At 66.4% G+C, this 24060-nt stretch carries 22 protein-coding genes; 10 read left to right on the forward strand and 12 right to left on the reverse strand.

What is annotated here, in order from left to right; translation table 11 throughout:
* The first annotated feature begins 40 nt into the window (after window positions 1-40).
* Both DWG20_RS00865 and DWG20_RS00870 read left to right on the forward strand, forming a co-directional pair.
* Complete coding sequence (locus tag DWG20_RS00865) at window positions 41-1303, forward strand: ABC transporter permease (protein WP_245944744.1); 1263 nt, start codon at window positions 41-43, stop codon at window positions 1301-1303.
* Between the two features lie 15 nt (window positions 1304-1318).
* The gene (locus DWG20_RS00870) at window positions 1319-2146 is read left to right on the forward strand and encodes an ABC transporter permease (protein WP_115431977.1); all 828 of its coding nucleotides are present in this window, start codon (window positions 1319-1321) and stop codon (window positions 2144-2146) included.
* Window positions 2147-2215: 69 nt separating this feature from the next.
* On the opposite strand, the gene DWG20_RS00875 is transcribed toward DWG20_RS00870, so the two are convergent.
* Window positions 2216-3607, reverse strand: a complete 1392-nt coding sequence (locus DWG20_RS00875; protein WP_115431978.1) for a tryptophanase — start codon at window positions 3605-3607, stop codon at window positions 2216-2218.
* 279 nt (window positions 3608-3886) lie between these two features.
* The gene (locus DWG20_RS00880) at window positions 3887-4549 is read right to left on the reverse strand and encodes a TIGR01621 family pseudouridine synthase (RefSeq protein WP_115431979.1); all 663 of its coding nucleotides are present in this window, start codon (window positions 4547-4549) and stop codon (window positions 3887-3889) included.
* A 223-nt stretch (window positions 4550-4772) separates the two neighbouring features.
* Between DWG20_RS00880 and DWG20_RS00885 the strand changes: the two genes are divergently transcribed.
* Complete coding sequence (locus DWG20_RS00885) at window positions 4773-5420, forward strand: YiaD family glycine zipper/OmpA-like lipoprotein (protein ID WP_115431980.1); 648 nt, start codon at window positions 4773-4775, stop codon at window positions 5418-5420.
* 196 nt (window positions 5421-5616) lie between these two features.
* Here the strand turns inward: DWG20_RS00885 and DWG20_RS00890 are convergent, their stop codons facing one another.
* The 3 genes from DWG20_RS00890 to DWG20_RS00900 form a co-directional block, all read right to left on the reverse strand.
* Window positions 5617-6303 carry an LrgB family protein gene (locus DWG20_RS00890; protein ID WP_115431981.1) on the reverse strand — a complete coding sequence of 229 codons (687 nt, stop codon included), beginning with the start codon at window positions 6301-6303 and terminating at the stop codon, window positions 5617-5619.
* A complete protein-coding gene (locus DWG20_RS00895) occupies window positions 6304-6720 on the reverse strand; it encodes a CidA/LrgA family protein (protein ID WP_115431982.1) in 417 nt (138 codons plus the stop codon).
* Between the two features lie 75 nt (window positions 6721-6795).
* Window positions 6796-6993 carry a hypothetical protein gene (locus DWG20_RS00900; protein ID WP_115431983.1) on the reverse strand — a complete coding sequence of 66 codons (198 nt, stop codon included), beginning with the start codon at window positions 6991-6993 and terminating at the stop codon, window positions 6796-6798.
* Window positions 6994-7101: 108 nt separating this feature from the next.
* Between DWG20_RS00900 and DWG20_RS00905 the strand changes: the two genes are divergently transcribed.
* The 6 genes from DWG20_RS00905 (at window position 7102) to DWG20_RS00930 (ending at window position 14825) form a co-directional block, all read left to right on the forward strand.
* On the forward strand, window positions 7102-8016 hold the full coding sequence (locus DWG20_RS00905) for a LysR family transcriptional regulator (RefSeq protein WP_115431984.1): 915 nt from the start codon (window positions 7102-7104) through the stop codon (window positions 8014-8016).
* Window positions 8017-8242: 226 nt separating this feature from the next.
* Window positions 8243-9655: an aspartate ammonia-lyase gene (gene aspA / locus DWG20_RS00910; protein WP_115431985.1), complete on the forward strand. Its 1413-nt coding sequence runs from the start codon at window positions 8243-8245 to the stop codon at window positions 9653-9655.
* Between the two features lie 49 nt (window positions 9656-9704).
* Window positions 9705-11006 (forward strand): dicarboxylate/amino acid:cation symporter, encoded by a 1302-nt coding sequence (locus DWG20_RS00915; protein WP_115431986.1) that lies wholly within the window; start codon window positions 9705-9707, stop codon window positions 11004-11006.
* A 138-nt stretch (window positions 11007-11144) separates the two neighbouring features.
* The gene (locus DWG20_RS00920; protein WP_115431987.1) at window positions 11145-12992 is read left to right on the forward strand and encodes a sensor histidine kinase; all 1848 of its coding nucleotides are present in this window, start codon (window positions 11145-11147) and stop codon (window positions 12990-12992) included.
* A complete protein-coding gene (locus tag DWG20_RS00925) occupies window positions 12982-14295 on the forward strand; it encodes a sigma-54-dependent transcriptional regulator (protein WP_115431988.1) in 1314 nt (437 codons plus the stop codon). The genes DWG20_RS00920 and DWG20_RS00925 overlap by 11 nt, the downstream gene beginning before the upstream one ends.
* A 29-nt stretch (window positions 14296-14324) precedes the next feature.
* A complete protein-coding gene (locus DWG20_RS00930; RefSeq protein ID WP_115434697.1) occupies window positions 14325-14825 on the forward strand; it encodes a DNA-deoxyinosine glycosylase in 501 nt (166 codons plus the stop codon).
* A gap of 9 nt (window positions 14826-14834) precedes the next feature.
* Here DWG20_RS00930 and DWG20_RS00935 read toward each other — a convergent pair whose 3' ends face one another.
* The gene (locus tag DWG20_RS00935) at window positions 14835-15758 is read right to left on the reverse strand and encodes a pyridoxamine 5'-phosphate oxidase family protein (protein WP_115431989.1); all 924 of its coding nucleotides are present in this window, start codon (window positions 15756-15758) and stop codon (window positions 14835-14837) included.
* 63 nt (window positions 15759-15821) lie between these two features.
* Window positions 15822-16448 (reverse strand): glutathione S-transferase family protein, encoded by a 627-nt coding sequence (locus DWG20_RS00940; RefSeq protein ID WP_115431990.1) that lies wholly within the window; start codon window positions 16446-16448, stop codon window positions 15822-15824.
* A 112-nt stretch (window positions 16449-16560) separates the two neighbouring features.
* On the opposite strand from DWG20_RS00940, the gene DWG20_RS00945 reads away from it, so the two are divergent.
* A complete protein-coding gene (locus DWG20_RS00945; protein WP_115431991.1) occupies window positions 16561-17463 on the forward strand; it encodes a LysR family transcriptional regulator in 903 nt (300 codons plus the stop codon).
* A 19-nt stretch (window positions 17464-17482) separates the two neighbouring features.
* On the opposite strand, the gene DWG20_RS00950 is transcribed toward DWG20_RS00945, so the two are convergent.
* From DWG20_RS00950 to odhB, 5 genes are all read right to left on the reverse strand, one after another.
* On the reverse strand, window positions 17483-18676 hold the full coding sequence (locus tag DWG20_RS00950; protein WP_115431992.1) for an acetylornithine transaminase: 1194 nt from the start codon (window positions 18674-18676) through the stop codon (window positions 17483-17485).
* Between the two features lie 343 nt (window positions 18677-19019).
* Window positions 19020-19907, reverse strand: a complete 888-nt coding sequence (gene sucD / locus DWG20_RS00955) for a succinate--CoA ligase subunit alpha (RefSeq protein ID WP_115431993.1) — start codon at window positions 19905-19907, stop codon at window positions 19020-19022.
* 30 nt (window positions 19908-19937) lie between these two features.
* Window positions 19938-21107 carry an ADP-forming succinate--CoA ligase subunit beta gene (sucC, locus tag DWG20_RS00960; protein ID WP_115431994.1) on the reverse strand — a complete coding sequence of 390 codons (1170 nt, stop codon included), beginning with the start codon at window positions 21105-21107 and terminating at the stop codon, window positions 19938-19940.
* 72 nt (window positions 21108-21179) lie between these two features.
* Window positions 21180-22613, reverse strand: coding sequence for a dihydrolipoyl dehydrogenase (gene lpdA / locus DWG20_RS00965; protein ID WP_115431995.1), 1434 nt, complete (start codon window positions 22611-22613; stop codon window positions 21180-21182).
* 140 nt (window positions 22614-22753) lie between these two features.
* The gene (gene odhB / locus DWG20_RS00970; RefSeq protein ID WP_115431996.1) at window positions 22754-24043 is read right to left on the reverse strand and encodes a 2-oxoglutarate dehydrogenase complex dihydrolipoyllysine-residue succinyltransferase; all 1290 of its coding nucleotides are present in this window, start codon (window positions 24041-24043) and stop codon (window positions 22754-22756) included.
* Window positions 24044-24060: the final 17 nt, after the last annotated feature.

Genomic DNA, 24060 nt, shown 5'->3' on the forward strand with positions numbered 1-24060 from the left:
GCCGCCGCGGGCGGTCATCTAAGCTTCCGGAGTCCGATGCATGATGGCCACCTCCCCCATCGCGAACGCCCCGATCAAGACCCAGGACGGCGTCCCGCTGAAAAAACGCCTGGCGCAGGCCGAGCGCCGCAACAAGCTCACCTCGCTCGCGCTGGTGCTGCCGCTGTTGGCGTTCCTGCTGCTGACCTTCGTCGTGCCGATCGCGACGCTGTTGATGAAGAGCGTCGACAACCCCGAAGTGGTGCGTTCGCTGCCCGCCACCGTCAACACCATCGCCGACTGGAACGGCAAGGCGCTGCCGCCGGAGGCCGTCTACCGTTCGCTCGCCGACGACCTCGTCAAGGCGCGCGAGGAACAGACGCTAGGCGACGTCGGCAAGCGCCTCAATATGGAGCTCGCCGGCTATAGGAGCCTTTTGGGCAAGACCGCCCGCGCGCTGCCGTTCGGCACCCCGCCGGCGTCGTACAAGGCCGCGCTGACCGAGATCGACGAGCGCTGGGGCGACCCGGCGTACTGGCAGGTGATCCACCGCAACGCGAGCCCTACCACGCCGTACTACCTGCTGGCCGCACTCGACCACCGTATCGACGAGATCGGCGAGATCGCGCCGGCGACGCCCGACCAGGCGATCTACCTTGACATCTTCGCGCGCACCCTCTGGATGAGCCTGGTCGTCACGGTGATCTGCCTCGTGCTGTCCTACCCGCTCGCCTACCTGTTGGCCCGCCTGCCGACGCGCCAGAGCAACCTGTTGATGATCCTGGTGCTGTTGCCGTTCTGGACCTCGGTGCTGGTGCGCGTCGCGTCGTGGATCGTGCTGTTGCAATCCGGCGGCCTGATCAACAGCGCGCTGATGGCGGTAGGCCTTACCGACGCGCCGCTCGAACTGGTGTTCAACCGCGTAGGCGTCTACATCGCGATGGTGCACATCCTGATGCCGTTCATGATCCTGCCGATCTACAGCGTGATGAAGGGCATCTCGCCGACCTATCTGCGCGCCGCGGTGTCGCTCGGCTGCCACCCGTTCGCAAGCTTCTGGCGCGTGTACTTCCCGCAGACCGTCGCCGGCGTCGGCGCCGGCTGCCTCCTGGTGTTCATCCTGTCGATCGGCTACTACATCACGCCGGCGCTGCTCGGCAGCCCGAGCGACCAGATGGTCAGCTACTTCGTCGCCTTCTATACGAATACGACGATCAACTGGGGCATGGCGACCGCTCTGGGCGGCCTGTTGTTCCTCGCGACCTTGGTGCTCTACGTGGTGTACAGCTGGCTCGTCGGCGCCAACCGCCTGCGCCTGGGTTAAGAAAGGAAACGCATCATGATCCATCCCTATCTGTCGCCGATCGAACGCGTGTGGTTCTACACCCACCGCGCGCTGTGCGGGCTGACCCTGCTGTTCCTGGTGCTGCCGGTGCTGGTGATCGTGCCGCTGTCGTTCAACGAGGGCTCCTTCCTCGTCTACCCGCTGACCGGCTTCTCGATGCGCTGGTACGAGGACTTCTTCGGCTCGGCCGAGTGGATGCGCTCGCTGAAGAACAGCCTGATCGTCGCGCCGTCGGCGACCGTGCTGGCGATGGTGTTCGGCACGCTCGCCTCGATCGGCCTGACGCGCGCCGAATTCCGCGGCAAGGCGCTGTTGATGAGCGTGCTGATCTCGCCGATGGTGGTGCCGGTGGTGATCGTCGGCGTCGCCGGCTATCTGTTCTTCGCGCCGCTCGGCATGGACGCGAGCTATACGACGCTGATCCTGATGCACGCCGCGCTCGGCGTGCCCTTCGTCATCATCACCGTGTCGGCGACGCTGCAGGGCTTCAACCAGAACCTGGTGCGCGCCGCCGCCAGCCTCGGCGCGTCGCCGGTCACTGCCTTCTTCAAGGTGACGCTGCCCTTGATCGCACCGGGCGTGATCTCGGGTGCGCTGTTCGCGTTCGCGACCTCGTTCGACGAGGTGGTGGTGACGATCTTCATCGCCGGCCCCGAACAGGCGACGCTGCCGCGCCAGATGTTCAGCGGCATCCGCGAGAACCTGAGCCCGACCATCGCCGCCGCGGCGACGCTGTTGATCGGCTTCTCGGTGGTGATGCTGTTGACGCTCGAATGGCTGCGCGGCAGGAGCGAGAAACTGCGCACGATGCCGACCGAGTGATCCGTCCATCGAAAGAAAGCCGCCGGAAACCCCGGCGGCTTTTTTATTAGGTTGGCCGAGCTCGGCCTGTCACACCATCGGCTTCAAGCGCGCGGTGAAGTGGCGCAGCAGCGGCGGCTCGTAGACGAAGTCGAGGCCGCGCACCGACGCCGCGCGCTCCTTCACCGCGATCAGGCAGTCGGCGACGTAGTCCATATGGTCGTTGGTGTAGACGCGGCGCGGAATCGTCAGCCGCATCAGTTCGAACGGCGACGCCTCCTGCTCGCCGGTCTCTGGGCTCCTGCCCAACAGCAGCGAACCGATCTCTACCGCCCTCACCCCGCCTTCGAGATACAACTCGCACGCGAGCGCATGCGCCGGGAACTGCTCGGGCCTTATATGCGGCAACAGCTTCCTCGCGTCTACGAACACCGCGTGGCCGCCGGTCGGCGTCTGGATCGGCACGCCGCCCTCGGCCAACCTTTGGCCCAGATACGCGACCTGGCCGATGCGGTAGGCGAGGTAGCCCTCGTCCATCCCTTCTTTCAGGCCCACCGCCAGCGCCGCCATGTCGCGGCCGGCGAGCCCGCCGTAGGTGACGAAGCCCTCCATCGGCACGCAGCGCACCTGCACCGCGCGGAACAGCTCCTCGTCTTCCTTAAAGCAGCACAACCCGCCGATATTGACGAGGCCGTCCTTCTTCGCCGACATCGTGAACATGTCGCCGCAATCGAACTCTTCGCGCACGATGGCTGCGAGCGGCACATCGCGGTAAGCCGGGTCGCGTTGCTTGATGAACCACGCGTTCTCGGCGAAGCGCGCCGCGTCGATCACCACCGGCACGCCGTGCTTTTTCGCGAGCGCGCTCGCGGCTTTCAAATTGTCGAGCGACACCGGCTGGCCGCCGGCGCTGTTGCAGGTGATGGTAAGGATCAGCGCGGCGACGTTTTTGCCGTGCACCTCGAGCGCCTCGGCCAGGCCTTCGAGGTCGACGTTGCCCTTCCACGGGTAGGGTACGGTGGTGTCGAACGCCTCGGGGGTCAGCAGGTTGATCGCGCGTGCGCCGGCGATCTCGACGTGCGCCTTGGTGGTGTCGAAGTGGTAGTTCGACAGGAACACCGGCTGGCCCGCCCCTTTGACGCGCTTCACCAGCTCCGGGAACAGGATCTGCTCGGCGCCGCGGCCCTGGTGGGTCGGGATGGTGAACGGATAGCCTGACAGCTCGCGCACGGTGTCGGCGAGCTCGTAAAAATTGCGGCTGCCGGCGTACGCCTCGTCGCCGGTCATCAGCGCCGCCCACTGGCGGTCGCTCATCGCGCCGGTGCCGCTGTCGGTCAGCAAATCTATATAGACGTCTTCGGCGCGAAGTAAAAACGGGTTCCAGCCGGCGGCCTCGAGCGCGGTGCGGCGTTGTTCGTACGTCGTCTGCTTGATCGGTTCCACCATCTTGATGCGGAACGGCTCGGGAATGCGTCGGGTCATGGTCTCTCTCCAGCCGGCGTGCGCTGACCCCGCGAGGGTTCGCGGCCGGCGGTTAACGTGATCGGGAGATGGAATGACTCAGACGCGCGGGAAGTCGTCGGCGAGGATGACGTCGAGGGTGTACCAGCTTTGTGGCAGACCGGGCGAGCCGGTCCGCAGGCGAACGAGGTTCATGCTGCGTGTCCGGTGAAGGGGAAAATGTCGGCGTGACGCCGACGGTGTGGCTTCTTCAAGGCTAGGGTGCAACGCGCGCCGGCACAAGCGGGGCGAACCCGGGCATTACAACAGATCCCAAGGTTGGGAAAGCTCGGCCAACTTGGCCGCGCATTCGGGCGTCAGGAATTCGGCGCCCTGCGTCGGCGGGCAGACGAAGCGATGACTCTCGCCGAAGAGTTCAAACGATAGCGCGTAGGCGTGCAGATAGACGCGGTCTGCCGGCGTGCCGCCGTAGAGCGCGTCGCCGAGTATCGGCGAGCTGACGCTCTTCATCGCGACGCGCAACTGGTGCGTGCGGCCGGTGTGCGGCGCGAGCAGAAACAAGCGGCGCTTCGGCGCGAGCGAAAACGACAGGAAACGCGTCACCGCCGGGTTGTCGTTCGTGTGCGCGAGCCGCCACGCGCCGCCGCGCGCCTTGACCATATCGCCCTTCACCCAGCCCTGCTTCTTCGCCGCTCTGCGGTCGGACAGTGCGACGTAGTACTTCTTAAGCGTGTGCTCGGCCAACGCTTCGGACAGCGCGCGCGCCGCCGCCTCGGAGCGCGCGAACAGCATCAGCCCCGAGGTCACCTTGTCGAGCCGGTGCACCGGCCACAACGCCTGGTCGTGCAAGGCTTCGCGCACCGCGTCTATCAGCGCCGGTGTGTCTTCCTCGCGGTGGAAACCGGCGCCGGGCGCCTTGTCTGCGACGATGAAATGCTCGGTGCTCTCAAACAGGGTGAACAAGACGGCCTCCTCGAAACGGGCGCCATTCTAGCACGCGCGGCGTGGCCCGCCCGGCGCCGGGAAAGGCATTACATTGGAATGGCCGTATGATTTCATCCGCTTTGCTTCACAAAAATTAATCGTTATGTTGATAACAGCGGCCCGGCCTGCCGCTACCATTTTGGCAAGGGCGGAACCCGGGTCCGCCACCCGACAGGCATGCGACAAGAAAAGGAATCTTAAGATGGCTCAACGCATCAAACTCGCCACCGTGGCCGCGATGGCCGTGGCACTGGCCGCCTGCACCACCAACCCGCAGACCGGGCAGCAGGAAATGAGCAAGACCGCCATGTACGGCCTCGGCGGCGCCGCCGCCTGCGGCATCGTCGGCGCGATGACGCACGGCGGCAAGGGCGCGCGCAACGCGGCGCTCGGCTGCGGCGTGGTCGGCGCCGGCGTTGGCGCCTATATGGACCACCAGGAAAAACTGCTGCGCGAGAAACTCGCCGGCAGCCAGGTGCAGGTGAACCGCAACGGCGACCAGATCAACCTGGTGATGCCGGAGAACATCACCTTCGCGCTGAACAGCGCCGAGCTGCGCCCGAACGTGCGCACCAGCCTCGACGACGTTTCCAAGGTGCTCGCGCAGTACACCGACACCAGCATCACCGTGTCCGGCCACACCGACAGCACCGGCACGCAGCAGCTGAACCAGGCGCTGTCCGAACGCCGCGCATCGTCGGTAGGCGGCTATCTGCAGGGCAAAGGCGTGGCAGGCGCGCGCATCCGCACCGTCGGCTTCGGCCCGAACCAGCCGGTGGCGAGCAACACCAGCGCCGAGGGCCGCGCGAAGAACCGCCGCGTCGAGATCAACATCACGCCCAAGACCTGATAATCAGACCTGATCCCCCGGATCAGCGCCTGAAGCTCGGCCAACCTGCAAGGTTGGCCGAGCTTTTTTTACGGAAGCCACAAAGAAAAAAGGGCCGGCGATCAGGCCGGCCCCAAAAGCATGCGTACAACACCATGCACAGAGGAGAAACTCACAAGAAACGCGCCGGTTGAGGGACCGGCGGCCCGGGAAATCTTTACAGCCAGCCGCCTACGATAGGCGCGGCCAGCACGGTGGCGAGGCCACCGAACATCATCGTCAGGCTGGCGACGACGCCTTCCTCGGCGCCGATCTCTCGCGCCTTGGCGGTGCCCACGCCGTGCGCCGCCGCGCCGAACAAGGCGCCCTTGGCGAGGCTCGAGCGGACCGGCAGGATCGCCAGCATCGCCTCGCCGATCAGCATCCCGCACACGCCGGTCAGCACGACGAACACCGTCGCCAGTTCGGGCTGTGCGCCGAAGCTAGGCGCGGCGGCCAGTGCGAACGGCGTGCTGATCGAGCGCGTCGCCAGCGTGTTCTGCAAGAGCTCGGGCAGACCGAGTTCACGCGCCAGCCAGACCGAGCTGGCGACCGCGACCGGCATCCCGACGAGCACGCCCGACGCGAGCGACAGCCAGTGCTTCTTGATCAGCGCGCGATGCTCGTAGATCGGCACTGCGAAGGCGACCGTCGCGGGGCCGAGCAGCCAGGTCAGCCAGCGCGTGTCGCGGAAATACGTTTCGTACGGGGTCTGCGTCGCCACCAGCAAGCCGATCAGCAACAGCGGCACCACGATCATCGGCGACGTCCACCAGCGCTTGACGTGCGCGTTCAGCCGCTTGATCGCCAGATACAGGATCACCGTCAGCGCGAAGCAGGCCAGTGCGATCGTTTCGTTGCCCATTTACGCCTCCCGTGTGCGGTAGCGGCGCTTGAGCGCCAGTTCGAGACGGTAGAAGCGGTCCACTGTCAGCGACGTTGCCGTCATCACGAGGCCGGTCGACAGCACGATCACCAAGAGGATCTTCGCGCCGGCGCTGACGATCAGCTCCGGGTACTGGACCACCGCGACGACCACCGGGATGAAGAACAGCAGCATTTCGGCGAGCAGCCAGCGCGCGCCGCTCTTGAACAGGTCGAGCGGCAGCCAGCCCTTGATCAGGCCGATCAGCACCACCGCCATGCCGAGCACGCCGCCCGGCACCGCCGGCATGAAGTGCTGGCTCAATTGGGTCGCCATCCACCACACCGCGCTCAGCAGCGCCACTTGGCCTGCGATACGGAGGGCCGGTTTTGCTTGTTGGCTAGCGTTGCGGGTCATGATCTCCACTCCTTCGGGTGCTGGGGCGATCCATTGCGGTGAGTCTAAAGTTGCCGTTACAATTCTTAAAATGAATTAGAAGAACGAAAACCATGCAAAAGCAGAATCTTTACGTACCGACTGACCCGGCTTATTCTGGCCTTTCGACGGTACGGCCGCGTAAAAAGGCATCAGAAGGTCGTCGTTGAACACTTTTTTCTTCGGACGCTCGGTGTTCGGCTTGGCAAAGTAGGCTTGCGGCGACTTCAGCGCCAGGGCAGCTGCAGATTTCATATTCATCTCTCTTTCAATGACTTGCATTCGATGAGCGGAGTATATGCCTCCGTGTTGAATGAATAAAATGAATTAAAATCATCTGAAACATTCCAATATGGAATCAATATGGACATACGCGGTCTACGCTATTTCACCGAGGTGGTCCGCCGCCAGAGCTTCACCCGTGCCGCCGAGGCGCTGTACGTCACGCAGCCGACGATCAGCAAGATGGTGCGCCAGCTCGAGGACGAGCTCGGCATGCCGCTTCTGATCCGTGAAGGCAAGAGCTTCCGGCTCACCGACGCCGGCCGCGTCACCTACGAGCGCGGCCAGGACGTGCTCATGGCGATGCAGCGGCTTAACAACGAACTGTCCGACCTGACCGCGCTCGAGCGCGGCGAGCTGGTCGTCGGCGTGCCGCCGATGATAGGCGCGACCTTCTTCGCGCCGGTGGTCAGCGCCTTCCATGCGCGCTACCCGAGGGTCGAACTGAAGCTGATGGAGGACGGCGCGACCGCGGTCGAGAACGCGGTGCGCTCGGGCCAGCTCGAGATCGGCGTCGCGGTGCTGCCGGTCGACGAGGAAGTGTTCGACCACTTCGGCTTCGTGTCCGACCGGCTGTGCCTCGTCGCGCCGGCCGGCTCGCGCTGGAAGGGCCTGGCCAGCATCAAGCTCACCGACATCGCCGACGAGCCCTTGATCCTCTACCCGGAAGACTTCACGCTGTCGCACCGCGTCGCCGACGCCTACCGGCGCGACGGGCTGAAGATGAAGGTCGCCGAGCGCAGCGGCCACTGGGACTTCATCGTCGCGCTGGTCGCCGCGCGGCTCGGCGTCGCGCTGTTGCCCGAGCGCATCACGCGCCGCATCGACCGTTCGCTGTTCGACTTCGTGCCGCTGAACGACGCCGAACTGGTGTGGAACCTCGGCCTGATCTGGCGACGCGACACCTATCTGTCGCACGCGACGCGCGCATGGATCGACATCACGCGCGAGATGCTCGCGCCCGACGACGACGAGCACGCGCACACCGGCGACTAGCGCCGACGGAGGGCCGGCCGTTCGGAATTCCGTACGCGGTTTTCGGACCCCTATCCGGTTATCCGAACGAAGCGGCGCAAGCCGCTTTTTTCTTTCTTGTTTTTCAATGACTTAGCTTTCTCCTTTTGGCCAAAAAGCTGGCACGGCGCGTGCAATAGAAGCGTCAGACGCGGCGACAGACCGCGCGCCCTGATTACACCAGCAGGCCACAACACTGGAGAAAAGCATGAGTCCCACCGACACCCGGATCGAACACGATCTGCTCGGCGACCGAGAAGTGCCCTCAGCCGCCTACTACGGCGTCCACACGCTGCGCGCGCAGGAAAATTTCCCTATCACCGGCACGCCTATCGGCCGCTACCCCGAACTGATCCGCGCACTCGCCGTCATCAAGGCGGCCGCCGCCGAGGCGAACCACGCGCTCGGCCTGCTGCCGGAAGCGAAGACGCGCGCCATCGTCGCCGCCTGCGACGAGATCCGCGCCGGCGCCTTGCACGGCCAGTTCGTCGTCGACGTGATCCAGGGCGGCGCCGGCACGTCTACCAACATGAACGCGAACGAGGTGATCGCCAACCGCGCGCTCGAACTGATGGGTCACGCGCGCGGCGACTACCGCTTTCTGCACCCTAATGAAGACGTGAACATGGGACAGTCGACCAACGACGTGTACCCGAGCGCGCTGCGCCTGGCCGCGTACAACGGCGTGATGACGCTGATCGAGGCGATGGCGGTGCTGCAGGGTGCGTTCGACGACAAGGCCGCCGAGTTCGCCGACGTCTTGAAGATGGGCCGCACCCAATTGCAGGACGCGGTGCCGATGACGCTCGGCCAGGAGTTCTCGACCTACGCGACGATGCTGGCCGAGGACGAGGAGCGCCTGTTCGAGGCGGCGCAGCTGATGCGCGAGATCAACCTCGGCGCGACCGCGATCGGCACCGGCATCAACGCCCACCCCGACTACGCGGCGACCGTACGCGCCAGGTTGGCCGAGCTCTCCGGCATCGCGGTGATGACCGCGCCCAACCTGATCGAGGCGACGCAGGACTGCGGCGCCTTCGTGCAGCTGTCGGGCGTCTTGAAGCGCGTCGCGGTCAAGCTGTCGAAGACCTGCAACGACCTGCGCCTGTTGTCTTCCGGCCCGCGCGCCGGTTTTGGCGAGATCAATCTGCCGGCGATGCAGGCCGGCTCGTCGATCATGCCGGGCAAGGTCAACCCGGTGATCCCCGAGGTGGTCAACCAGATCGCCTACGAGGTGATCGGCAACGACCTGACGATCACCTTCGCCGCCGAAGCGGGCCAGCTGCAGCTGAACGCCTTCGAGCCGGTGATCGCGTACAGCCTGTTCAAGAGCCTCGCCCACCTGACCCAGGGTTGCCGCACGTTGGCCGAGCGCTGCGTCGTCGGCATCACTGCCAACCGCGAGCGGCTGCGCGAAAGCGTCGCGCAGTCGATCGGTCTGGCGACCGCGCTCAACCCGTATATCGGCTACCGGCACGCGAGCGAAGTCGCCGTCGCCGCGCACGAGAGCGGCCGAAGCGTCGCCGAGATCGTGCTCGAACGCGGCCTGATGAGCGCCGACAAGTTGGCCGAGGTGCTGCGTCCCGAAGTGCTGACCGCGCCGCGCGCGCTCGCGCACTGAGCCCCGATTTGCCCTGCCCGGCCCCGTGCCGGGCTCAAGGAGAGACCCCATGAAAATCAACAAACTCACCACCGCCATCGGCGTCGCGATGGTCTTAGGCGTCGCGACCGGCACGATCGCCCACGAGCTCGCGGGCAGCCCCGAGGCGGCCAAGACGATCGCCGGCTACTTCTCGATCTTCACCGACGTGTTCCTCAGGATGATCAAGATGATCATCGCTCCGCTGGTGTTCGCGACGCTGGTGGCGGGCATCGCCAGCATGGACGACGGCCGTGCGGTCGGCCGCATCACGGCCAAGGCGATGGGCTGGTTCATGGCCGCGTCGATCACTTCGCTCATGATCGGCTTGGTGATGGCCAACGTGCTGACGCCGGGCCTCGGGCTCAACTTGCCGCTGCCGGACGCGCACGCGAGCACCGAACTGAAGACCGGCGCGCTGAACGTCAAGGACTTCATCACGCACATGATCCCGAAGAGCTTCGCCGAGGCGATGGCCGGCAACGAGATCCTGCAGATCGTCGTGTTCTCGATGTTCTTCGGCTTTGCGCTGGGCACGGTCAAGAACGGCCCGGGCAAGCCGGTGCTCGCCGCGATCGACGGCCTCGCGCACGTGATGCTCAAGATCACCCACTACGTGATGCTGTTCGCCCCCGTGGGCGTGTTCGCCGCGATCGCCGCGGTGATCACCAAGCAGGGCCTGTCGGTGCTGGTGGTGTATGCGAAGCTGTTGGGCAGCATGTACCTGTCGCTCGGCCTGTTGTGGATCGCGCTGATCGCCGGTGGCTTCGTGTTCCTGAAGGGCGACGTGTTCCGCCTCATCAAGCAGCTGCGCGCGCCGCTGATGCTCGGTTTCGCGACCGCCAGCAGCGAATCGGCCTACCCGAAGGTGATCGAGCAGCTCGGCAAGTTCGGCGTGAAGGAGCGCATCTCCGGCTTCGTGCTGCCGCTCGGCTACTCGTTCAACCTTGACGGTTCGATCATGTACACGTCGTTCGCCGCGCTGTTCATCGCGCAGGTGTACGGCATCGAGCTGACGCTGACGCAGCAGATCACCATGCTGCTCGTGCTGCTCGTCACCAGCAAGGGCATCGCCGGCGTGCCGCGCGCGTCGCTGGTCGTCGTCGCCGCGGTGCTGCCGATGTTCGGCCTGCCCGAGGCCGGCATCCTGTTGATCCTCGGCATCGACCACGTGCTCGACATGGGCCGCACCGTGACCAACGTGCTCGGCAACGCGATCGCGACCACCGTGGTCGCCAAGAGCGAGGGCCAGATCGGTGCGCCGCGCGAGGACGACGACGAAGTCGACGTCGAGCTGCCCGAGCCGGCCGCTCCGGCCTACGCCAGCAAGTAAGCGGCGAATCGGCGGCGCGGACACCTCAGGCCCTGCCCCGTGCCCGACGCCGCCCGAGCCCCCTCGGCCAACCCCGCAAGGGTTGGCCGAGCCTTTTGTGGTAGAAACAATCAAGCCACCTTGAATCCCGTCCCCGCCATGATCCGACAGCAGCGCCGCCTTCTCGACCGATTCGTCATCGCCCTCGTCGCGCTGGCGCTGGTCGCGGCCGCCGGCTGGCTCGGCTATAGAACGAGCCGCCTCGCCGCGCTCGAGCGGCAGGGCGAGCGCGGCCAGCAGCAGCTGCGTCTGTACAACCAGACGCTCGCCAGCGAACTCGCGCGCTACGACTACCTGCCAGGCATCCTCGGCCTCGACGACCAGATCGCCGCTCTGCTCGAGAATCCACGCGACAAAGCGCGCGTCGCCGACGCCAATTTTTATCTCGCCGCGCTGAACGAGCGCTCGGGCACGCGCGCGATCTACGTGCTCGACGCGAAGGGCAAGGTCCTGGCGACCAGCAACTGGCAGCGCACCGACAGCTATCTGGGCGAGTCCCTCGGCTACCGGCCGTACTTCAGGCAGGCGATCGCCGGCCAGAGCGGGCGCTTCTACGGCGTCGGCACCACGCGCGGCGAATCGGGCTACTACCTGTCGTCGCCTATAGGCAACCGCCGCGCGCCGATAGGCGTCGCGGTCGTCAAGCTCGGGCTCGAACAGCTCGAGGCGCACTGGCAGGACGCCGACACGCGCGTGATGCTCGCCGACGAGAACGGCGTCGTCATCCTCGCGTCGAACCCGGTGTGGCGGCTATCGACGCTCAATACGCTGTCGAGCGCCGAGCGCGAGCGCATCGCGCAGAGCCTGCAGTACAACCGCGCGCCGCTGCCGGCGATCGACCTGGCGCGCGTCGAGGCGCTCGCCTCCGGCGACGAACTGGTGCGGCTCGAGCGCGGCCCGGTGCTGTTGTCGCAGCGGCTTGCGCTGCCCGGCTCGCCGTGGCAGCTGATCCTCTTGTCGCCGACCGGCGAAGTGCGCCGTGCGGCGATGGGCAGCGCGCTCTTGGCAGCCGCGCTCACCGCGCTGGCGCTGACGATCGCCGTCGCGCTCAACAGTCGCAGGCGGCGCATCGCCGAGCGCTTAGCGGCGCGCGCCGCGCTCGAGGCGGCGAACAACGAGCTGGAAAGAAAGGTGATCGAGCGCACCGCCGACCTGTCGGCCGCCAACCGCCAGCTCAAGGCCGAGGTCGCCGAGCGCATCCGCGCCGAAGCTTCCCTTCGACGCACACAGGACGACCTGTTGCAGGCGGGCAAGCTCGCGGTGATCGGCCAGATGTCGACCGGCATCGCGCACGAACTGAACCAGCCGCTCGCCGCGCTGCGCACCCTGTCGGGCAACACGCAGAAATTCCTCGCGCGCGGCGATCTGACGACCGCCCAGACCAACCTTGCGACGATCAACCAGCTGGTCGAGCGTATGGGCCGCATCACCGGCGCGCTGAAATCGTTCGCGAGGAAGACCGGCAACGGGACGAGCTCGGCCAACTTGGCCGAGGCGCTGGAGAACGCGCTCTTCCTGCTCGACACGCGGCTCAAGGGCATGAAGCTCGAACTGGTCCGCGATGTCGATCCGGAACTCGTCGCCGCGTGCGACCCGAACCGGCTCGAACAGGTGCTGGTCAACCTGATCGCCAACGCGCTCGATGCGGTCGCCGGCATCGAGTCGCCCAGGATCGAAATCCGCGCCGAGCGGCTCGGCAACGATACCTTGTCGCTTGCGGTGCGCGACAACGGCCCGGGCTTCTCCATCGATACCGAGGTACGGCTGTTCGAACCCTTTTTCACCACCAAGCCGGTCGGCCAGGGGCTCGGCCTCGGGCTGACGCTGTCGGCCGGCATCCTCGACGACTACGGCGGCAGCCTCGTCGCCGACAACCATCCGTGCGGCGGCGCGCGCTTCACGCTGACGCTGCCGCTGTCCACGGAGAAAGCAAACCATGGCCGATAAGCTGACCGCACTGAGCGTATTGATCGTCGAAGACGACCCGGCGGTGCGCCTCGGCTGCGAGCAGGCGCTCGCGCTCGAGGGCATCGCGACGCGCGGGCTCGCCAGCGCCGAGGCGGCGTTGAAGGAAGTCGGCGCCGGTTTTCGCGGCGTCGTCGTGTCCGACATCCGCCTGCCGGGCATCGACGGCATGGCGCTCTTGCGCGAACTGAAGGGCCGCGACGCAGCGCTGCCGGTGTTGCTGATCACCGGCCACGGCGACGTCGCGCTCGCGGTGCAGGCGATGAAGGACGGCGCCTACGATTTCCTCGAGAAACCGTTCTCGCCCGAGCGGCTGGTCGAGGTGACGCGCCGCGCGCTCGAACAGCGCCGGCTCGCGCTCGAGGTCGAAGAACTCAGGGGCCGGCTCGTCGGCCGCGACATCATCGGCGTGTCGCCGGCGATCGACCGGCTGCGACGCCTGATCGCCGACGTCGCCGACACCTCGGCCAACGTGCTGATCCACGGCGAGACCGGCACCGGCAAGGAACTGGTCGCGCGCTGCCTGCACGACGCGAGCCAACGCCAGGGCAAGCACTTCGTCGCGATCAACTGCGGCGGCCTGCCCGAGAACCTGTTCGAGAGCGAGATCTTCGGCCACGAGGCCGGCGCGTTCACCGGCGCGTCCAAGCGCCGCGTCGGCAAGATCGAGCACGCGGCCGGCGGCACGCTGTTCCTCGATGAGATCGAGTCGATGCCGATGGCGATGCAGATCAAGCTGTTGAGGGTGTTGCAGGAGAGGACGCTCGAGCGGCTCGGCTCGAACACATTGATCCCTATAGACACGCGCGTCGTCGCCGCGACCAAGGCCGACCTCAAGGAGATGGGCGAGGCGGGGCGCTTCAGGACCGACCTCTACTACCGGCTCAACGTCGTCACGCTCGACTTGCCGCCGCTGCGCGAACGGCGCGAAGACGTGCCCATCCTGTTCGAGCACTTCGTCATCCAGGCGGCGCTGCGCTTCGAACGCGACGCGCCGCCGATCGAGCCGGCCGACATGGCCGCGCTCTTGGCCTACCCGTGGCCGGGCAACGTGCGTGAATTGCGGAATCTCGCCGAACGGCACGTGCTGGGGCTGGGCTGCCGCCCCGGGGAAACGTTGGCCGAGCCGGTAGCGCTGCCCTTGTCGCAGTCGGTAGAGCAGTTCGAGCGCGCGCTGATCGCCGAGGCGCTGCGCCGCCACGAAGGCAACCTTTCGCGCGCGAGCGAGGCGCTGAAGATCGCCAAGACCACGCTGTTCGACAAGGTGAAGAAGTACGGGCTGTGAGGGCGGCGCGCCACGCTATGATCGGCACGATGCCCGATATTCACCCCTTCCGCGACGGCCTGCCGCCGGTGGTCGCGCCCGATACCAGGCTGTTGATCCTCGGCAGCCTGCCCGGCGAGGCGTCGCTCGCCGCCGCCGAGTACTACGCCCACCCGCGCAACGCGTTCTGGACCATCATGGCGGCGTTGACCGGCGAAGACCTGGTCACGCTGCCGTACGCCGAACGACTGGCGGCACTGCTCGCACACCGCGTCGGCCTGTGGGACGTCGTCGGCCGCGCGCGGCGTCGCGGCAGCCTCGACACGCATCTGCGCGAGGTCTCGGCCAACCCGCTGGCCGATCTCATCGCGACGCTGCCGGCGCTCGAAGCGGTCGCCTTCAACGGCGCGACCGCGGCGAGGCTCGGCCAACCCTTGCTGCCGGCGGGCCTCGCCCTTTATGCGCTGCCGTCTACCAGCCCGGCGCACACGATGAAGCTCGACGCCAAGCTCGCCGCGTGGCGCGTGCTCGCGCCGCATATCGGCCGCTGAGGGCCCGGATCAATCGGCGGGAATAAAACGCAGCGGCAGCGCCGCCGGCCTCCTCACGACCGAATCGACGCGAAAGCGCACCAGGCGCTCCGCCCCTTCGAAGATACTCACCTCGTCGCCGTCCCAGACGATCTCGCCGCGCCCGGCCACGTGCAGCAGCTCCCCCGTCTCGAAGTCCGGAAACACCAGCCCGGCGCGCGGGTTCGCGATCAGGTTGCCGAGCGTGTTGAACATCAGGTTGCCGGCGTAGTCGGGCCAGGTCAGCGTCCCCGCATTATCGACGCGCACGAAGCCGGGTTCGCCGCCGCGGTGCGACACGTCGACGCCGAGCGACGGGCTCGCCTCGCCGTCGCGGAAGTAACTCGCGATGAAGAAGGTGTCGGCCGCGGCGACGGCGGCCGCATCGAGCGCGTCCAGCCGCTCGGGGGCGGCCGGCGGCGCGTCGTCCGTGTCGAACGCGTAGCGCTTGCGGATGTACTTCGGGCAATTACCGAAGCTTTGCGCGACGCGGACGGTGAAGCCCGTGTCGTCGAGCGATTCGACGGTACCGTTCATCCGGTTGCGGCGCCGCGAGTGCGGCTCGATGCCGAGCAGGCCGAACGCGGCGCCGAGCGTCACCGCGTGTTCGAGCGGATCGCCGGGCAAGGGCAGTGCGCCGATCCGCAGGCGCTGCGGGTCGGGCGACGACAGGAAACCGGGCTCGCCGCTCCACAGCGTGGCCCAGGGGACACCGTTTTCGTCGACCGCGCCTGCGACGATGAACGGCAGCTGCGCGAAGAATTCGCGGTGCTGCTCGGGCATGTAGTCGCGCACCACGCGCCGCCCGATGCCTTCGATCTTGTCGCGCACGCCAACGCGCCGCTGCATTTCCTGCTCGCCCGGGTGGAAAGGCGAATCCGCGTGGGGCCAGCCGGCCGGTGTCGTGTGCGTCATGATTGCCTCCTTGCGTTTGATTACGATCAGCGGGCCGCCTACCGGGGATGCCTGCCGCCCGGATCAGGCCTGCGCCAGCACGTCAGACCTCACCATCGGCACGAAGCCCGGCAAGACCTCTATCCGCTCGAGCCACGCGCGCAGCTTCGGGTAAGGCTCGAGCGTGACGTTGCCTTCCGGCGCATGCGCGATGTAGCTGTAGCACGCGATGTCGGCGAGGGTCGGCGCGTCGCCCGCGAGCCAAGGGCGGTCTGCCAGCACGCCTTCCATCACCACGAACAGTGCATGCGAGCGGGCGATCAGCTCTTGGGCGTTATAAGGCGCGCCGAACACGGTGACGAGCCGCGCGGCGGCCGGGCCGGACGCGATCTGGCCGGCGGCGACCGACAGCCAGCGCTGTACACCCGCCAAGCTCGCCGCGTCACGCGGCAGCCAGGCGCCGTCGTCGTACTTCGTCGCGAGGTAGACGAGGATGGCGTTCGAATCGGCGACGATCGTGCCGTCATCGTCGATCACCGGCACCTGGCCGAAAGGGTTCATCTCGAGGAAGGCCGCGCTCTTGTGTTCCTTTGCCGCGAAATCGACGTCGATCGCCTCGTAAGGCAGGCCGAGCAGCGACAGGAACAATTCGGCGCGGTGTGCGTGGCCGGACAGGCGATTGCGATAAAGCTTGATGGTGCGGACGGTCATGGCGAACTCCTGGTCTGTTGGATAACAAGCTTCATTCTCGTCCGCGCCATTGCTCTGATAAATGCGCACAATCGGATTTGACTACTGCGAATAACGGAGCAATGATCGGCGCATGGACAAACTTCGCGCGATGCAGACCTTCGTCGCCATCGCAGACGGCGGCAGCCTCACCGCGGCGGCCAAGGCGCTCGATTCGTCGCTGCCCGCCGTGGTGAGGACGCTCGCCGCGCTCGAGGAGCATCTCAAGCTGCGGCTGATCAACCGCACGACGCGGCGGCTGTCGCTGACCGAGGAAGGCCGCACCTACCTGGAGAGCTGCCGCCACATCCTGGCGGCGCTCGACGAGGCCGAGACGGCCTTGAGCGCGCAGCAGAGCGAACCCGCCGGCACGCTGACGATCACCGCGCCCGTGCTGTTCGGCCAGTTGCACGTGGCGCCGATCGTCACCGGCTTCGTACAGCGCTACGAGCAGGTGAAATGCAGGCTGATGTTGCACGACCGGGTGGTCAACCTGCTCGAGGAAGGCGTCGACGTCGGCGTGCGCATCGGCGCGCTGAGCGATTCGTCGCTGGTCGCGCAACCGGTGGGCGACATCCGCAGGGTAGCCGTAGCCAGCCCCGAATTCCTCGCCCGCCACGGCGTTCCCACCCACCCGGACGAACTGTCGGCCGCCAACTGCCTGCGCTTCACCGGCCTCGGCTCTGCGAGCTGGACCTTCCACGAGGACGGGCGCGCGTTCACCGTGCCGGTGTCGGGCAAGCTCGAATTCAACCAGGTTGCGCCGACCATCGACGCCTGCCTCGCGGGCCTCGGCTTTGGCGTCTTTCTGTCCTACCAGGTCGCGGCCCACCTCGCGGCAGGCCGGCTGCGGCTCGTGCTCGAAGCATTCGAGCCGCCGCCGCGCCCGGTCAATCTCGTCTACCCGCACGCCCGGCTGCTGCCCGCGAGAACGCGGGTTTTCGTGGCAGAGGCAAAGCGGGAGTTGAAGGCGAGGCTGGGCGGCTTGCCGGCTTGAACCGTGCCCTACTTCGGCATCACAGAATCGAACGCAGCACGGCCCTCAACATGTCCGCCATCTTCTCGATCTCGTCCTCGCCGACGTTCAGCGCCGGCATAAAGCGCAACAGGTCAGGCCGCGGCGCGTTCAGCAGCAATCCCTCCGGCGCGAACTCGCGCGCCTTTTCGACGATCTGAGGGCCGATGTCGCGTCCCAGCTTCAGCGCGCGGAGCAAACCGACTCCCCGCTCGCCCTCGAAGCCGAACTCTTCCGACAGCGTCAGCAGTCGATCGCGCAGCACGTCGCCGAGCCGCACGACGTTTTCGAGAAAGCCCGGCGCGCTCAGCTCGCCGAACACCACGAGGCCCGCCGCGGTCATCAACGGGTTGCCGTTGTAGGTGCCGCCCTGCTCGCCCGGCTCGAACACCGACACCTCGTCGCGGCACAGGAGCGCCGCCAGCGGCACGCCGCCGCCGATGCCCTTGCCGAGCGTCATGATGTCGGGTTCGATTCCGGCGTACTGGTGCGCGAACAGTCGGCCGGTGCGGCCGCAGCCGGTCTGCACCTCGTCTGCGATCAACAGCAGCCCGCGCTGCCGCGTCAGTTCGCGCAACTCCCTCAGAAAATCATCCGTCGCCGGGATCACGCCGGCCTCGCCTTGGATCGGCTCGAGCATCACCGCGATGGTGTCGTCGTTTATCAGCGCCTTCACCGATTCGATGTCGTTGAAGCGCGCTTTCTTGAAGCCCAGGACCTGCGGCGCGAACATCGTGTCCCAACCGGGTTTGCCGCTCGCCGACATGGTCGCCAGCGTACGGCCGTGAAAGCCGTTGTCGAAGGTGACGATCTCGAAGCGCGCTGCGCCATCGGCGCGCGGATGCAGTCGCCCCCATTTGCGCGCGAGCTTGATCGCGCCCTCGTTCGCCTCGGCGCCGCTGTTGGCGAAGAATACCTTGTCGAAGGCGCTGTGGCGGCACAGCGCGTCGGCCAGAAGAATCATCGGCTCGGTGTAGAACGCCGGGCTCGGGTTGATCAGCTTTTCGGCCTGCTCGGAAATCGCGCGCACCAGCGCCGGGGGCGAGTGGCCGAGGCCGTTCACCGCCCAGCCCTGCACGAAGTCGAGGTAGCGCTTGCCTCGCGTGTCGACCAGCCATGAGCCCTGGCCGTGGCTGAAAACGATGTCGGGGCGGTGGGCGATAGGCATCAGCGCGTGGATGGGCAGGTCTTGCATGGTTCACTCCATAGCGACAAAAAAAAACAGGCCACGGGGGGTGCCCGTGGCCTGTTAGGAAGAAGGGTCGACGTGTCAGCGTCGCCCAGCCCGAACCGCGCGGCATCCCGGTGGAGGCGGCGTGAATCGGCGTCGGAGCGAAAGCGGCTGAGAGGTCATGACAAAAAGATAATTGATCATCGCACCGGCTGTCAAAACCCGGCGTGCGAGAGTGCAAGGTTGGCCGAGCCTAGACCAGCGCAGCGCTCGGCCAGGCTTGCGACCCCATCACGGTAAATCGTCGATCGCCAACAAAAAACGCCCCGGCTTCCGGGGCGTTTCGTCTCGGGCAAAGCCTGGCCGATTACAGCAGGCCTTTTTCCTTCAGCAGCGCCTGCAGCGTCGAGCCGAGTTCGGCCGGGCTGCGCGTGTAGGCGATGCCGGCACGCTCGAAGGCGGCGAACTTCTCTTCGGCCGTGCCCTTGCCGCCGGAGATGATCGCACCGGCGTGGCCCATGCGCTTGCCCTTAGGCGCGGTGACGCCGGCGATGTAGCCGACGATCGGCTTGGTCACGTAGTCCTTGGCGAACTCGGCCGCTTCTTCCTCGGCCGAACCGCCGATCTCGCCGATCATGATGATCGACTCGGTCGCCGGATCGTCCTGGAACAGCTTCAGCGCGTCGATGTGGCTGGTGCCCGGGATCGGGTCGCCGCCGATGCCGATGCAGGTCGACTGGCCCAGACCCAGCTTGGTCGTCTGAGCGACGGCCTCGTAGGTCAGCGTGCCGGAGCGCGACACGATGCCGACCTTGCCCGGCAGGTGGATGTGGCCCGGCATGATGCCGATCTTGCACTCGCCCGGCGTAATGATGCCCGGGCAGTTCGGGCCGATCAGGCGCACGCCGCCGCTATTTTCGATGTAGCGCTTGGCCTTCAGCATGTCGAGGGTCGGCACGCCTTCGGTGATCACGACGATCAGCTCGACGCCGGAGTCGACCGCTTCGACGATCGAATCGAGCACGAACGGGGCCGGCACGTAGATGACCGACGCGTCGGCGCCGGTCTCGCGCACCGCTTCCTTCATCGTGTTGAACACCGGCTTGCCCAGGTGCAGCGAACCGCCCTTGCCCGGCGTCACGCCGCCGACGACCTTGGTGCCGTAGGCCAGCGCCTGCTCGGAGTGGAAAGTGCCGTTCTTGCCGGTGAAACCCTGCACCAGCACCTTGGTGTCTTTGTTAACCAGTACGCTCATTGTTTGAGGCTCCTATCAGTGCGGGGCGGATCAGGCTTTGGCCAAGGACGCGACCACCTTCTGGGCGGCGTCGGCGAGGCCTTCGGCGGAGGTCAGTTTCAGGCCGGACTCGTTCAAGAGCTGGGCGCCCAGTTCGGCGTTGTTGCCCTCGAGACGCACCACCACCGGCACGGTCACGTTCACTTCCTTCACGGCGGCGATGATCGCCTCGGCGATCATGTCGCAGCGGACGATGCCGCCGAAGATGTTGATCAGCACCGCTTCGACGCTCGGGTCGGCCAGGATCAGCTTGAACGCTTCGATCACGCGCTCCTTGGTCGCGCCGCCGCCGACGTCGAGGAAGTTGGCCGGCTGGCCGCCGTAGAGCTTGATGATGTCCATCGTCGCCATCGCGAGGCCGGCGCCGTTCACCATGCAGCCGATGTTGCCTTCGAGCGCGACGTAGTTGAGGTCGAATTCCGACGCCTTCAGCTCGCGCTCGTTTTCCTGCGACTTGTCGCGCAGCGCGGCGATCTGCGGCAGGCGGTACAGCGCGTTCGAGTCGATGCCGATCTTGGCGTCGACGCAGGCGAGCGAACCGTCGCCGCGCACGGCCAGCGGGTTGATCTCGAACAGCGCGAAATCGTTCTCGATGAAGGCATCGTAGGCGCCGAGCATCAACTGGGTGAACTGCTTGACCTGGTCGCCCTTAAGATTCAGCGCAAAAGCGACTTCGCGCGCCTGGCAAGGCTGCATGCCGACCAGCGGGTCTACGGTGACCTTCAGGATCTTTTCCGGGGTCTCTTCGGCGACCTTCTCGATCTCGACGCCGCCTTCGGTCGACGCCATGAAGGTCACGCGACGGGTGCCGCGGTCGACGACGGCGCCCAGGTACAGCTCGCGCTCGACCGGGTACATGTCTTCGCACACCAGCACCGAGTTCACCGGCTGGCCGTTGGCGTCGGTCTGGTAGGTCACGAGATTCGTGCCGATCAGGCTCTTGGCGAGTTCGGCGGCTTCTTCGCGGCTTTTCACCACTTTCACGCCACCGGCCTTGCCACGGCCACCGGCGTGGACCTGAGCTTTTACGACGGCGAACTTGCCGCCGAGCGAATCATAGGCAGCAGCGGCTTCTTCCGGGCTCGAGGCCAGGACGCCCTGTTGCACCGGCAGGCCGTACTTGGCCAGAAGCGCTTTTGCTTGGTATTCGTGCAGGTTCATGTGTTTTTCCTCACTGAGTGGGAAGGAGGGTCAAAGGCGGGCCCGGGTACGGCCCGCCCGATTCTCATGGGATCAGCCGTGCAGCGCGCGCTTGTCGGCAGCGAGCGCCGCCTCGTGCACGACTTCGGACAGGCTCGGGTGGGCGTGGACGATGCGCGCGAGGTCTTCGCTGGCCGCCTTGAACTCCATCGCCACGACGCCCTCGGTCACGAGCTCGGACACCATCGGGCCGATCATGTGCAGGCCGAGGATGCGGTCGGTCTTGGCGTCGGCCAAAATCTTCACCGTGCCCTGCGCATGGCCGAGGCCGAGCGCGCGGCCGTTGGCGGCGAAGCCCGACGTGCCCTTCTTGTACTCGACGCCTTCGGCCTTCAGCTGCTCTTCGGTCTTGCCGACCCAGGCGATCTCCGGGCTGGTGTAGATCACCCACGGGATCACGCCGAAGTCGACGTGCGGCTTCTGGCCGGCGATGCGCTCGGCGACCGCGACGCCCTCTTCGGACGCCTTGTGCGCCAACATCGGGCCGCGCACCACGTCGCCGATCGCCCACACGTTCGGCAGGTTGGTGTGGCAGTGGTCGTCCACCACCACGAAGCCGCGCTCGTCGACCTGCAGGCCGACCGCTTCGGCGCCAAGGCCCTGAGTGTTCGGCAGGCGGCCGATCGACACGATCAGCTTGTCGAATTCTGCGATCTTGGCTTCGCCGTTCAGCTCGTAGGCAACAGAAACACTATTGTCGCCGGTCTTGATCTCGCCGATCTTCACACCGAGCTGGATGTTAAGGCCGGTATCACGGGTCAGCGTCTTGAACGCTTCCTTGGCGATCTGCTGGTCGGCGGCGGCGAGGAAGGTCGGCATCGCCTCGAGGATGGTCACATCACTGCCCAGGCGCTTCCATACCGACCCCATTTCCAGGCCGATCACGCCGGCGCCGATCACGCCGAGGCGCTTCGGGGTGGCGGTCAGAGCCAGCGCGCCCGCGTTGTCGAGCACCAGCTGGTTGTCGATCGCCACGCCCGGCAGCGGACGCGGGCTCGAACCGGTGGCGATGATCACGTGGCTCGCTTCGAGCGTGTCTACGACGGCGCCGTTTTCGCTGACCTCGATCACCCACTTCTCGCCCTGACGGCCCTTCAGCGCGCCCAGGCCGTGGACGTTGGCGACCTTGTTCTTCTTGAACAGGAAGGCGATGCCGCCGGCGTTCTTGGTGATGATGCCGTCCTTGCGCTCGAGCATCGCGGCGACGTCCATCTTCGCGTTATCGACGGTGATGCCGTGCTTCGCGAAGTCGTGCTGGACCGCGTGGAAGTTTTCCGACGACTGCAGCAGCGCCTTCGACGGAATGCAGCCGACGTTCAGGCAGGTGCCGCCGAGGCTGGGCTTGCCTTCCGGGCTCTTGTAGGCGTCGACGCAGGCGGTGTTGAAACCGAGCTGGGCGGCGCGGATGGCGGCTACATAACCCCCGGGGCCGCCGCCGATGACGACGACGTCGAACTGTTGGCTCATGATGCTCCCTTTCGCCATGCGGACGGGATCGCCGCCCGGGCGTTGGATGGTTTGAACAAGGTTGGCCGAGCCTCGGCCAACCTTGCCGTCTGGGTCACGATCTAGACAAACGATAGACGCGCAGGATGACAATATCCCGCTTACAGATCGAGGATCAGGCGAGCCGGGTCTTCCAGCAGGTCCTTCATGGCGACGAGCGCCAGCACCGCCTCGCGGCCGTCGATGATGCGGTGGTCGTACGACAGCGCCAGGTACATCATCGGGCGCACCACGACCTGGCCGTTTTCGACCACGGCGCGCTCCTTGGTCGCGTGCATGCCGAGGATGGCCGACTGCGGCGGGTTGATGATGGGCGTCGACAGCATCGAGCCGAAGGTGCCGCCGTTGGTGATCGAGAAGGTGCCGCCGGTCAGGTCCTCGAGCGCGAGCTTGCCGTCGCGCGCCTTCACCGCGAAGTCGGCGATCTGCTTCTCGATCTCGGCGATCGACAGCTGGTCGGCGTTGCGCAGGATCGGCACCACCAGGCCGCGCGGGCTGCCGACGGCGATGCCGATGTCGAAGTAGCCGTGGTAGACGATGTCGTTACCGTCGACCGACGCGTTCACCACCGGGAAGCGCTTCAGCGCGGCGACCGCGGCCTTCACGAAGAAGGACATGAAGCCCAGCTTCACGCCGTGCTCCTTCTCGAACTTGTCCTTGTACTTCGCGCGCAGGTCCATCACCGGCTTCATGTTCACTTCGTTGAAGGTGGTGAGGATGGCGTTGGTCTGCTGCGACATCACCAGGCGCTCGGCGACGCGCTGACGCAGACGCGACATCGGCACGCGCTGTTCCGGCCGGTCGGCCAGCACGCGGTTGACGTCGACCGCGGCCGGCGTCGACGCGAGCGCGACGACTTTGGCGGCGGACGGGGCCACGACCGGACCGGCCGGCGCGGCGGCCGGTTTGGCGGCGGCGGCCAGCACGTCTTCCTTCAGCACGCGGTCGCCACGGCCGGAGCCGGCAACGTCGGCGAGCTTGACGCCGGTCTCGGCGGCGAGCTTGGCCGCTGCCGGCATCGCCACCGTCTCTCCCTCGGGGCGCGGAGCCACCGCGGTGCCGAAGCCGATGGCGCTGGCCGGCACACCGGCTTCCGCCGCCGCGGCCTTCACGGCCATCTCGTTCGCCGCCTGCGCGCTCACGCCCGGCTTGGCTTCGGTATCGATCTGCGCGATCAGCTGGTTGCTGACCACGGTGGTGCCGTCGGCTTCGACGATCTTCACGATCACGCCGGCCAGCGGTGCCGGCAACTCGAGCACCACCTTGTCGGTTTCCAGGTCGATCAGGTTTTCGTCGCGTTCGACGAACTCGCCCACCTTCTTGTGCCAGGTCATCAGCGTGGCTTCAGACACCGATTCCGGGAGTTGCGGGACTTTGACTTCGATCAGCATTTTTTTCTCCGTTACGG

This window comes from Crenobacter cavernae (genome assembly GCF_003355495.1).
In the GTDB taxonomy this organism is placed as follows: domain Bacteria; phylum Pseudomonadota; class Gammaproteobacteria; order Burkholderiales; family Chromobacteriaceae; genus Crenobacter; species Crenobacter cavernae.